The organism is Streptomyces sp. NPDC024698, assembly GCF_055559015.1.
Genome location: NZ_JBVHLK010000024.1, coordinates 68,854 through 81,440 on the forward strand (window position 1 = coordinate 68,854; position 12,587 = coordinate 81,440).

Here is a 12,587-nt window from a genome sequence, read left to right on the forward strand (position 1 = left end):
CAACGATAGGACGAGGCACTGACAGCGCAGGCAGATCGCGGCCAATACGGATTGCAGGTGGCCTCCGGGGGCTGACAACCCCTACCAGAGCACATCGCCGGGGTCGTCGGTCGCTTTCGGAGCGACGGCCTTCCTGGGCTTGGCGGAGCTCCTCTTGTTGTGGAGGCCACGGCGGACCTCGTCTTCATAGAGGGCATGGTTGAGTTCGAGGAGACGGTCGTTCATCTCGATCTGGACATCCGGGTCCACGGTCCAACGCAGGCCGTGGACGGTCTTATGGAAGCCATGGTTCAGGACGAGCGGCATCCAGCCGAACCGTGCCGCGAGCGGATGGGCAAGGTAGGACTCAGCGACCGCCTCATCGATCTCTACATGAATCTCACGCAGACGCTGAATATCGGAGTCGAGGTTCGCCGGGCTGTGAACCTCGTTGTAGAGGTCGGTCATGCCCAGCTGCGGTGTCCGCGATAGCTGGACATGACGACGGTAGACGTCCAGGTCATCACCGGCGGTACGAATACGCGGGGTGAGATCTGGCTGCGGAAACGTGTCGAAGCCGTCGGAGGGAGTGTAGCGAGGGTCTGATTTCATCGTCGACTCGCCCTTGACGGTCCACCAGTTAAAGTGCCAAGTGCTGGTCAGGAGTGCAAGCATGGCAGCCACGTCAGGCGTATAGAAAGCAAACAGGGTGTTATTGAACACGTGACCATTCGGAATGATTGCAGGCAACCCGAATTTGCTAGGCGTTCCAATGACCAGGACCCGTTCATGGTCAGCGATAGCGTCGCGCATCGCCTTTCGCTTGTCACCGTATTGCCACCAGCGTTGCGGAAGCGGCTTGCGGCGAACATACTCACCGTTACTCTTGAGTTCCTGCCGCCAAGGCTTGACGTCACGGGCAACAATAGTGAGCGGGCCAGGATATCGCTCTGCCTCTTCGAGCGACATATCGAAGAAATCAATAGCCCAGCGACCAGCCAGTGATTGTGGATCATTATTCACGTCGTCATTGATCAAGAATGGGCGAATCACATCACGATTTCGCCGGTCAGCGGCAATCAGGGCTTCCCCCTCGGCCGCTTCGAGCACGAACCCTGCACCAACCAGAATGCACCCCTGCGAATACTGCCCAGAAAACATCTTGAGTTCATGGGGCTCGCCAACCACTCGGGATGGTCGAGTCAGAGTCGAGTCGACCTTTGATACGCCGACACCTTCGAGGATTACCTGATCTCCGAGATCATCATTTCTCAACCAAATCAACGAGACGAAAACACTTGCTCCGCCAACCCACGGTCGAGATTTAGTCGCGCGGAAAATCTCCCAACCATTCGCCATTGCTCGTGCGATTCCAACCTCTCGAGAATCCCCTTGGGCAATAGTATTACTCGCAATGATCGCCACGCGTCGCTTAGTTGCAAGTTGAGAGTTCCTTAGAAGAAAATAGGCGCATAGGTCCGCCCTCCCGCCCGCCGTCAAACCATTTGCGATCACCTGCCCAATATAACTCAAGCAATCGATACCGATCCGGCCACGAATATCCATTGCAGCCGAAAACGGCGGGTTTCCCACTACGGCGTCGAAACGGTGATCACCTCGCGTGAGGTCGGCAACGATCTCGGGGAATTCGAGTGGCCAGTGCAGCGGACGTAGTGGGGACGTGCGCGGTCCACCGCTGGGGCCGAGGAGCCAGCCATCGACGATGGCGCGGGCCTCGGCCGCTGCGGCCTGGTCTCCCAGCAGCGCCTTCTCGACGAGATCGGCGATGGAAGCGAGCCGGTTGCCGTACGCGTCCTCGGACTTAGTGATCGCGGTGGATAGTTTCGCCGCGACCACAGCGTCCGCAGCGAGGCGGAGCTGTTCCGTCAGTGCTTCGGCCTTAGCGAGCTTCGCAGCCTTCGCCTGAGCGTCTCGGATGTCCATGACCTCGTGCTGCTCGATGTCACGACGCAGTTCCGCAGCCTGGGCGAGCAGCGGGCCAGTGATCTTGTCGATTTCGCCGCTAAGACGGGCGTTGAGGCGATGGCCTTCACTCGGGGTGAGGTGGAAGGCTTCGATCTGGTCCGCAGTCAGGCAGCCGATGAGGGAGTCGCCGCAGCGCAACGCATGGTCGACGAAGTTGAACGGACGACCCTTCGCCAGGGTGACCAACCACAGCGAGAGTTTGGCGAGTTCCACCGCCATCTCATCGATGTCGACACCGTATAGACAACGGTCGGCGACCATGCGACGGGCTTCGAGGAGTGTCGCGTCGCGGTCCTCGCGATGCTCGCCGAGACGAGCGCTGACTGCGTCCGGCAGCCCATCGCGGTCCCATGCCTCAACGACCCGCTCCGCCAGGTACCGGCAAGCCGAGACCAGGAACGCGCCGGAGCCCATCGCGGGGTCCAGGATCTTGAGGGCCAGGAGTTCCGAGGCCGGACGCACTCGCCATTCGGGCGGCTGGATTCCATCGGCGGGTCGCGGAATACCGTCCGGGGAGCCAGGTGAGAAGCACAGCGGGTCGAGGGTGTGCAGGACAATCTCTTCGGCGAGGGCGCGCGGTGTGTAGTGAGTGCCGGAGTCGCGCCGATCGCCGACCTGGGTGACGATGACCGTCCCAGCGGGGTGGACAATCGGCTCACCGCGCAGGTCGGGCCGCAGCAGTCCAAAGAACGGCAGGACGCGGGCGGCGAGTTCGGAGTCGTTGTCGCATGCGGCGTCGAGCTTCCCGATCTCCTCTCCGGTTGGGACAGTTGCCAGTGCGGAGGCGAATTGCTTTGCAGTCAAGCCGACGAGCTTGGCTGCTTCAGCTTGCAAGCGATCGGCAGCGTGCCATGCTTCAAGGTCAGCGAGCTTGGCGTCAGCACCGGCCTTACCTTTGAGCCCGAGGCGTGTCTCGTCGAGCCGAATGGCGGAGTGTTCGAGCAAACCCTCGTAGACATGGCCGATCTGTTCGACGTCGAGGCCCTTGTAGGACAGGCGCTCCGTCGAGGTGACCTTGCCTGCCGGTGTGGTGCGCTTGAGCTTGATCAGCGCGTCGAGCATGGCGAAGACGACGCGGTCGGTGACCTTCAAGCGCTCCAGCCAGGCAAACCGCTTCGGGTCGAACAGCGATCCACCGTATGCAGGGATCCACATGTCCGGGTGCCGAGCCCCGCCGTGGACGGCTCGGAAGGTGGCGAGGAGCGTTGGCCAGGCAGCCTTCCAGCGGTCAGCAATGTCGGCATCGTCCTGGTCGAGGCGGTCGTAGAGCCTCGTGACTGAGTACGAGTCGGCGTACAGCTCGTCATCGGCCGGGAGCAGGTTCTGTTCCTCTGCGTAGAGGAGGAAGACGATGCGCATCATGACGGTCAGAGCGGCGCGGTAGACGGTACGCGGGGCGACGCCTTCCAGCACGGTGCCGTCGGCCTCGCGGTCGAGGCGGGAGAGTTCCGCGACGAGGAGTTCGACGGCTGCGCGGACCTGCTTGCCGAGGGTCTTAGTGACGGCGGTGGTGTCGTCGGCTGTGCGTGTGAACAGGGCGGCGAGGGAGTCGGTGTCCTTGCCCTCGCGGTCCTTGGGCGCGATCGCGGCGCAGCGGACACCGAGCAGGGAGGTGAAGGCGCGCAGGAGCAGCGGTTCTTCGAACCAGATGTCGGCGTCGAAGACCGCCACCGAGGTCGGCGCTTTGGGACGGGCGTGGACGAGGACCCACAGGGTGCCGTTGGTGAGCAGCGCAAGGGGGACCGCACGGCGCCGGCACAGTTCGGCAGCCTGCTCGGCCAGCGACGGGAGGCCTTTCATTGCGCGGGTGAGGGGTTCGCCCCAGGGACGGCGGTAGATCAGGGCGCGTTCGGCCGCGCCGGGCAGGCCGGTGGTCGGGTCGGGCGGACCCATCAGCAGTGCGTCGGGGGCCGCGCCAGGGTAGTCGGTCAGTTCGCGGGGAAGCATCGAGCCTTGGCGCAGCGCCTGACTCCGGTAGCCGAGCAGTTCTTCCAGGACCAGGTGCTGCCATGCGCTGCACAGCGTCGTCGGTTCGGCTTGGAGTTCGACCCACGCCTGCCGCAGGCGCGCGCGCAGTGGAGTGTCGACAACGTCAAGGCCCCCGGAAAACGCTTCCGTGAGGATCTTCGCGGTGAGGAACGGCCCGTCTGGGCGCAGGAGGTTGAGCCACTCGGCGTGCTGCTCGATCGGGGTCTGCTGCTCCGTTTTCGGGAGGCGGGTGCGCGTCGGCATCAGTGACCTGCCTGGTGTGAGGGAGCGGTTACGGTGAGGGAGGCGGGGACGAGGAAGGTGACCGCCACAGGGAAGCGCCGGGCGACCGGGTCTGCGTACCGGTGGCGCAGGGCCGCTGCCTCGGACACGAGCTGTTCAGGAACGGCGGCGAGGCGTGCTTCCAGTTCCGTGTGGTCCTTCTTGAGCTGTTCGCGTTCAGGATCGGGTGCCAGCAGGGAGTCCTGATGCCAGATCGGGTTGGAGTTCAGGGAATCCCGGATGTTGCGTTCCAGTTCGGTCAGTACCGACTCCATCGCCTTGACGTCGTCTTCGCAGCGCTTGTCCAGAACTTTGCGCTGCTTGCGCGCGATCTTGTTGGACTCGGTCTGCAGCGCCTTGCCGAGCGGGATCTCCAGTGCGCCCCACAGCGCGGTGAGTCGGTCAAGGAATTCGGGCGGTGGCGCGTCCTGCGACGCGGCGGCGAGCCACTGTTCCAGGGCTTCCGGACTCTTCTCCACGGCCAGTTTGCCGTGTTCGATCGATCCTCCGGCCAGGGCGATCTGCTCGTGCAGTCGCACTCCGCGGTTCCCCGTGAGTACGACGCGGCCATGTGCGATCACTGCCGGGGTGCGCAGCAGATCGCCGGGGACGATCCGGGCGGTGACGCGGGTCAGATGCGCGCCGTGCTCGCCCTGGGACCACAGTTCGGCGCGCAGCAGACGCAGGCACAAGTCGACCAGGCGGTGGTTCAGGTGCAGCAGCACGACGTCGGTGCGTCCGGCGTAGTCCTGGTCGAAGGTGACGGGACGTTCCTTGCCGCTGACCGGGTGCCGCAGACCGTCGTTGCGTGCCTGCGCCCAGCCCTCCTTCAGTTCCGGAAGCTTGAAGCAGCGTGCGTTGACGCCCTTGGGTGACGGAGTCTCGATCAGATCCTTCTTGTGGGCCAGGCGGAGCGCGGTGCGTACGACGCGCTCGATCGTGTCCGGGTTCAGGTTCAGCTCCGTGCGAGTCCGGGTGAGCTGTTCCTGGGCCTGCTGGAGATCATGCGCAAGATTCCGTTCGATCTTCAGCACGGCCTTGCCGGCAAGGCTTTGGATCTCCCTGTCCGTGCTCTGCCAACTGGAACGCTTACCGAGCATTTTTTGCTCAACCTGGCTGGCGATCACTTCTCCGGCGCTGCCGAGGTCGGTGCGGATCTGCTCGACTTTGCGCACCGCGACGCCGAGGAAGGCCATCGCGTCCTCCAAGGTGCCCTCGGTGAACCCGCTGTCCTCCTCGCGCTGCCGGTCCCAGCCCTGGGGCACGAAGTGGACGATCTCGACCTTCGCCGCGGTCTGTCCGTGCCTGTCCACTCGACCATTGCGCTGCTCAAGGCGGTTGGGGTTCCACGGGATTTCCCAGTGCAGGACCCGGTTGCAGTGGTTCTGCAGGTTGATGCCCTCGCTCGCAGAGTCGGTGGCGAGCAGGATACGCATCGGGTCGACATCGGGGTCGTCCTGGAAGACGTTCTTGACGCGCTCGCGTTCATCGCGGTCCTGACCGCCGTAGAGCTGGGCAATCGCCTCGTTCGGCACACCGGCGCCGATGAGCCGTTCGTGCAGCCAGCGCTGGGTGTCGCGGTATTCGGTGAACACGATGACCCGCTTGCCGTCCCAGCTGCCGGTCGCCCCATCGGTTCCGTTTCGCTGCACGATGCCGCGCAACCAGCCAAGGAAGGAGGTGAACTTGCCGTCGGCCTTCTCCGAGTTGCGGTCCCCCCAGTCCCGCAGGTCCTCCAGCAGCTTCTGCTCGGCCGGGGTAAGCGGCGGGGCGAACCGACGAGCTGTGGCAAGGGCCTCCTGTGCTGTCTCCGCGAAGGCGGCGTCGTCCTCAGCCGTCTCGTCCAACTGCCCGATCATCTTGGCGAGGACCTTCTCCGCCACCGTGTACGCACCGCGGTCGTAATCCCGCTCGGCCTCGTTGTGCCGCTCCCGGGCGAGCATCGTCTTCAGATGGGTATCCACCGTATTAGCGAAAGCCTTCGGGCTGGACAGGAAGCGGCGCTTGAGCAGTGTGACGACAAAGTCGGCAGCCCGGCTCGGCGCGGCACCCTTCAGCGTCAGCTGGCCAGAGATCGTCTCGCGGCGGGACTGCGCGTACTGGTCGAGTTTCGCGTAGGCGTCCTGGGTGGCGGCGTCGTAGACGACCTCTAGGGGATGATCCAGATCGCGTTCTGGGAAGCGCGGGCTACCGTCCCACCTCGGCGGCAGATCCCGCTTCAGTCGCCGCACCATCACCTGCGCCTTGGCCTCTTCCGAAGGCTCCAGGGTGCGGGCGAAGCGGTGTCCGTCCAACAAGGCCAGCAGGGCGGTGAACGATTCCAGGTAGCCGTTGTGCGGCGTCGCCGACAGGAAGAGCCGGTGCTCGGTGTGCGGGGCCAACGTCTTGATCGCGTCAGTGCGCTGTGAGTCGACCGCGTACTTCCCGGACCCCGAAGGTGCACAGGTGTGCACCTCGTCGACGACGAGGAGATCGAAAGCGCGCGGATACTGGGGCGCCGGCGGCAGGATCGAACGCAACAGCGCCATGGGCCGCTCCCGCTTGAGCCAGTCAATCGAGACGATCAAACGCGGATAGTGCTTCCACGGGTTCTCGTACGGCCCGCGAGACCTGCGCAGCTCCTTCAGGAGCTCCGCATCCACGATCTTGAAACCCAGGCCGAATTTGTCGCGCATCTCATCGCGCCACTGCAGGGTGAGCGAAGCCGGGCACACGATCAGCATCGTCCGCGCCCGGTGCCGCAACATCAATTCCTGCATCACCAAGCCCGCCTCGATGGTCTTACCGAGACCGACGTCGTCCGCGATCAGCAGGTTCGTACGCGGCATCTGCAGCGCCCGCACCACTGGGTCGAGCTGGTAGTCCTCCGGCTTCACACCCGAGCGGAACGGGGCCTGCAGCAGTGTCTTGTCCGCCGTGGCCACCGAGCCCCAGCGCACCGCATCGAGGAAGGCGTCCAACTTCGCCGGGTCATCGAACCCACTCACAGGAGAGGGCAGGGCGTGCTGCTCACGGGTGGTAGCGCCGGGCTCAAGCTCCCACAGGACGCGCAACTCCTCGTCACCGGAGTCGCCATCCACCGAAACGAGGGAGACCAGGTGCTGCACCTCAGCAAGCATTGGCCTTCCAGGCTCCTCGACCGCGATCGAGGAACGCTCCACCGCAGTGGCTACCCAATTACGGTTACGTACCGTAACCAACTGGCCGACGGTCGGTACCGTCTTGTCCTGGACGAATTGGTCCGCCTCGTCGACCTCTTCGATGCCCACCCGCGTCAACTTCCACTCCCGGATCGCCTGTCGTTCCGTGCATCCTGGCACGAGCCCGAGTCCTGCCCGAGATCCATGTCACCAGTTGCATCCCACCCTGGCAGAAGGCGCCCTGCTCGCCGATGGCGATCCGCAGCCGGTCGACGAGGGCGGCGGCGCCGAGCCCGTCGCTGAATAACTCCATGTCCCGGTATCCGGCCCGGGAACCCAGAGCCGGCACCTGCAGCCATGGCTCGGGTCGCGCGCCTCGGCTGGAGCCCGGGCTCCAGCTCGTCAGTGAACGTCGGCCAGCACTCCCCGGTGGACAGGTCGAGCTGTCCCCGGCCTCAGCCAGGTCACCCTCATTATCCACCGATATGGGGCGTCGAGGAGGGATCGCCGCGTCTCCCGTGACCTTGCGCAGCCGATCCGCCAGCGCCGCATCGCCCCGGAAGCCGCGCTCCTGGAGTTCACGGAGAAACAAGGCCCCCATCTCCGCGGCTCCTGGCAGTCCTCGCGCTGTAGCCTCAGCCACCCCGTCGCCGACCAGCTGCAACACCTCACGCACGGGGCCACGGTACAACGCGGCAAACAGCGCCGCCCCGTCCTGGGCGTGGAGCGCGCCGCGCACGGCCCGCAGCCCGTCCTCGTCCCATCCCTCAGCCACGACCCCGGCTGTAGCGCGCACCACCGAGGACGTACGACGGCGAGACCTACAGATTTCCCACCGCCCGACTCCGTACCACTGCCGGTCTCATCCGGCGCCTACGAAGAGCCGTCTGCATTACGCAGTCTCGGGCTTCCTGAACCGTCTTGTCCCTCGTTCCGGTGAGCAGAATCCTTCAGTCGTGCGACAGGTCGCCGCCTTGAGGTTCATGCTGACCTTGCTGTATCCCAAACCGGCCTGATCCGACGCTGTACGCATCTTTGGAGACAGAGCACGTGGCACATCAAGTGTCCCTGGAGACCCACGATGTGGTCGAGGGCGTTGTCGATCACCTGCTGCACATCAGCTACGACGAGCGCACGGTGCTCCGGCTCACCACCACGACTGGCGACGAGGAGACCATCACCGCACTCGGCAAGGCACTCTTCGGCGTGCAGCCGGGTGAGAGCCTGCGCCTGCACGGCACGTGGACCCAGCACCCTCGTCACGGCAGACAGTTCACGGTCGGGCAGTGCGAACGGACCATGCCCGCGGACGAACGGGCGATTCGCCTCTATCTCGCCTCCGGCATGATCCGCGGCATCGGCCCGGTCCTCGCCTCCGCGATCGTGGACACGTTCGGCGCACAGACGCTGAAGGTCATCGACACCGAGCCGCAGCTGCTGCTGAACGTGCACAACATCGGCACGATCCGGCTCGGCCGGATCACAGCAGCTTGGCAGGAACAGAAGGCCATCGCCGAGATCATGCTGTTCCTGCAAACCCTGAGAATCACCCCGGGTCTCGCGGTGAAGATCTACACCGCCTACGCCGACACCGACGACGATCCCATCGACGTCGTGCGCCACACCCCTTACCGGCTGTGCCGCGACGTACATGGCGTCGGGTTCCACAACGCCGACAAGATCGCGCTCGCCGTGGGCGTACCCAAGCACAGCGACGAACGTCTCCAAGCCGCACTGCTCCACGAACTCGACCAGGCCGGCGGCCAGGGCCACTGCCACCTGCCCGTACACGTACTGATCACCCGCACCCGCCACCTGCTGTCCGACGACGACCCGGCCACCGCCGAAATCATCGATGACGCGGTCCTGCGCCACGCTATGGAGATGCTGCGCGGGCAGGGCGAGCTGGTCACCGAGACGCTGCCACTGCCCGTGATGGACGGCACCGACACGACGGCGGACACCGAAATCGCCCAGCTCACGCGCTGGCACCGCGACGAGACCCAGCTCGCCTGGCACACACGACGCCTACTCGGCTCCTCGCCCGCACTCGCCGAACTCGCCCCGTGGAAAGAGCGGTTGACCACACTCACCACGGCAGAGACGGCAGGGCTGACCGACGAACAGCACCAGGCGATCCACACCACGCTGACCCGGCCCGTGTCCGTCCTGACGGGTGGTCCGGGCTGCGGCAAGACCCACACCCTGCGGACCCTGGTCGAGGTCGCCGACGAAGCCGGCGCCAGCGTCGCGCTCGCCGCACCGACCGGAAAGGCCGCCAAACGGCTGGAGGAGACCTGCGGACAGCCTGCAATGACAGTGCACCGCCTGATCCGCCCGCCCGACGGCGACTCCCTCTTCGACCACGCCAGCGTGCTGGAGACCGCGGACGTAGTGATCGTCGACGAGGCGTCCATGCTCGACCTCGCCCTGGCCCGCAAGCTGTTCGCCGCCGTCCGCGACGGCTGCCACCTGCTGCTGGTCGGCGACGTCGACCAGCTGCCGAGCGTCGGCCCCGGCCGCGTCCTGCGGGACCTGCTCGATGTCGAGGACATCCCGCGCACCCGGCTCACCAAGGTCTTCCGCCAGCGCGACGACAGCGCCGCGATCGTGACGAATGCTCACCGCATCCTGCACGGCGAACTCCCGCACGACGACCCTAAGGCGTTCTGGAACCGGCCCGTGCCGGTCGCCGAGGACATCGCCCAGCGCGTAGTGAACCTGGTGTGCGAGCTCCTGCCCAAGCACTTCAAGGCTTGCCCGGAGGACGTACAGGTCCTGTGCCCAGGCAAGAAGAACGTCGCCGGCATGACCGACCTCAACCTGCGTCTCCAGCAGCGGCTCAACCCACCCGCGCCGGACAAGCCCCAGCACTACCACGGCGGGACGGCCTTCCGGCTCGGCGACCGCGTCCAGCAGATCCGCAACAACCCTCACCGAGGCGAGGCGGGCGTCTTCAACGGCAGCGCTGGCACCATCACCGCCGTCGACTCCGAAGCCCACCAACTCACCGTCACCTTCACCGACGGTGAGACCGCCACCTATCCCTTCACCGACCTCGATGAGCTGGTCCACGCCTACGCCCTGACCGTCCACCGCTCCCAGGGCAGCGAGTACCCGTACGTCATCGTCCCCATGATCAACGCGGCCGGGATGATGCTGCTCCAGCGCAATCTGCTCTACACCGCCGTCACCCGCGCCCGCCAAGGCGTCATGCTCATCGGCCAGAGCGAGGCCGTCGAACGAGCCGTCGCCAACAACCGCACCCAGCGCCGCAACACGGCCCTGACCCACCGCATCACCCACGCGACGTCCGCCGCGCCCACGCCACGCGGTCAGGCGCCTACCGGGCAACTCAGCTGGGGCTGAAGACGCCCGGCCCTGGACGCGATCCTCCGCGACTTCGTCCCCCACCGGAGATAGGTGAGGGACGAAGGCCGGGGCTCGCTGAATGCCGGAGTCCCACAATGCCGGGTCCGGAGCACGTGCGCTGCTGCCGCAGTGCGGCCACTGCACGGTTGCCGACATGACCCGAAGGCGCCGGGTCACGCGTTGCTCGGCATACAAGGCCGATCGCTCACGGAACGTCTGCCTCCACTGTGAATCGACACAAGCCATCCGGTCAACAGGATGCTGCAGCTGCGCGCACCTGAGCCACCTGGTGCGCGGCGCACAGGATCTCCTGCTGCTCCTCGTCCGGGCTGCGCGGCTCGTGCGCACGCGCTGCAACGGCGAAAAGGAGATTGAGCCGAAGAACGGCCCGTCGTAGCACCCCAGCATCCGGAGCATCTCGCTGGCTACCGGGTTGGCGTTCTCCCGTGCTGCCAGCACCATTTCTCCGAGGTAGGCGTGCACAGTGCGAGGCTCGTTGAGGACGATGCGGTCCACCAGACCCATACCCGCCTCTCCCACCTTCTCTCGCATCTTCTCCGGGCTCTCTGTGCGGAATTCCAGGGAGCCGTCCGGGGTCACGAGGGCATACGTAATTGGGGGCGCTTCCTCCGGACGGGCGTTTCGCTGCGCAGGTCCGCGAGGTACTCGGAGAACGAGTTGCCCGTCATCATCGTCCCGAGTGAGTGAACTGGCCGAAGAACTCCGCCACCAAACCGAGGACCGTTACTGAGCTGGCTAGTGGCGGCTACAACCGCTCGGCATGGCTGCCTCAAGCGCCTCTCGTCTCGATCTTCGTCACCGCAGCCCCGATCGCACGTAACTCGAAGGTCTTCAGGGTGAGGGGCGGGCAAGCCACCGAGATACCCGGAACCTCGATGGGCGTGGAGCGCGAGTTGCAGACGCTGATCGAGGCCAACATAGAGGCGATGCTCGGGATCCGCTTCCTGGCGACTGAGTACCGCACCGGTCGGCATCGCGGCCGGATCGACTCCCTCGGTCTGGATGAGAGCGGGACCCCGGTCATCGTCAAGTACAAGAGCCCACGTGACCAGAACGTCATCAGCCAAGCGCTCTCGTACCTGTCGTGGTTCCATGGCGATCACCACGAGTTCGAGAGTCTGGTCAGGCGCAGCTCGGCGCCAGGGCGGCCGGCGAGGTCGACTGGAGTAGTCCCCGAATCATCTGCATCGCTGGGGCGTTCACGCACTACGACACCGTGGCCATCGAGATGATCGCCCGTCGGATCGACCTGGTGGCCTACCGAGTGTTCGACGACGTGCTCACGCTACAGCTCGTCGCCTCGGTTGCCGGCGCCACCTCTTCAGGGCGGGGGGAAGACGTCAGGTGCGCCTCGGGCCTCCGGTTCGCCCGTTCCGAAGTCGGTTCAGGTAGCTCGACGAGGCGCCGCAGAACCTGAAGGACCTGTACGGGGTGCTTCTGTCACACGGTGGCGTACAGAGGGAGACCCAGATCCACCACATTGCGTACTAACGGGTCAAGAACGTCGCTACCGTGCGCTTCCAGACGCGCAACCGGGTACTCGTGGTCAACCTCAAGCTTGACCCGGACACAGTGGAGCTGCACGACGGCTTCTCGCGCGATATCCGCGGGCTGGGGTGCCTCGGCATTCGTGACGGCGTCGAGGTGCGGATTGGTTCGCATGAGGATCTCGCGCGGGCCGGTGATCTCATCCGGCAATGCATCGACGCGGCCTGACCCTACGCACAGAAAAGGGCGGTTGGGGGCCCCCTGGAATGTGGGGCGCACCGCCGGTTCGGGGGTTGTTCCCCCCGGGGCACGGGGGGGGCGGTGTGGTCAGATGTCTGGTCGGGGCAGGTG

Annotated in this window: 5 protein-coding genes; 3 read left to right on the plus strand and 2 right to left on the minus strand. The window is 65.4% G+C overall.

The genetic code is table 11. The features are described 5' to 3' along the window. Positions 1-81: 81 nt before the first annotated feature. Positions 82-4,197: an Eco57I restriction-modification methylase domain-containing protein gene (locus tag ACZ4AA_RS33310; protein ID WP_467611033.1), complete on the minus strand. Its 4,116-nt coding sequence runs from the start codon at positions 4,195-4,197 to the stop codon at positions 82-84. Next, the gene (drmD, locus tag ACZ4AA_RS33315) at positions 4,197-7,484 is read right to left on the minus strand and encodes a DISARM system SNF2-like helicase DrmD (protein ID WP_467611035.1); all 3,288 of its coding nucleotides are present in this window, start codon (positions 7,482-7,484) and stop codon (positions 4,197-4,199) included. The genes ACZ4AA_RS33310 and drmD overlap by 1 nt, the downstream gene beginning before the upstream one ends. Before the next feature lie 921 nt (positions 7,485-8,405). Between drmD and recD2 the strand changes: the two genes are divergently transcribed. The 3 genes from recD2 to ACZ4AA_RS33330 all read left to right on the plus strand — a co-directional run bounded on the left by recD2 (position 8,406) and on the right by ACZ4AA_RS33330 (position 12,464). Then, positions 8,406-10,724 (plus strand): SF1B family DNA helicase RecD2, encoded by a 2,319-nt coding sequence (recD2, locus tag ACZ4AA_RS33320; protein ID WP_467611037.1) that lies wholly within the window; start codon positions 8,406-8,408, stop codon positions 10,722-10,724. 707 nt (positions 10,725-11,431) lie between these two features. After that, positions 11,432-11,980 (plus strand): hypothetical protein, encoded by a 549-nt coding sequence (locus tag ACZ4AA_RS33325; protein ID WP_467611039.1) that lies wholly within the window; start codon positions 11,432-11,434, stop codon positions 11,978-11,980. A gap of 280 nt (positions 11,981-12,260) precedes the next feature. Beyond that, positions 12,261-12,464, plus strand: coding sequence for a hypothetical protein (locus ACZ4AA_RS33330; protein ID WP_467611041.1), 204 nt, complete (start codon positions 12,261-12,263; stop codon positions 12,462-12,464). Positions 12,465-12,587: the final 123 nt, after the last annotated feature.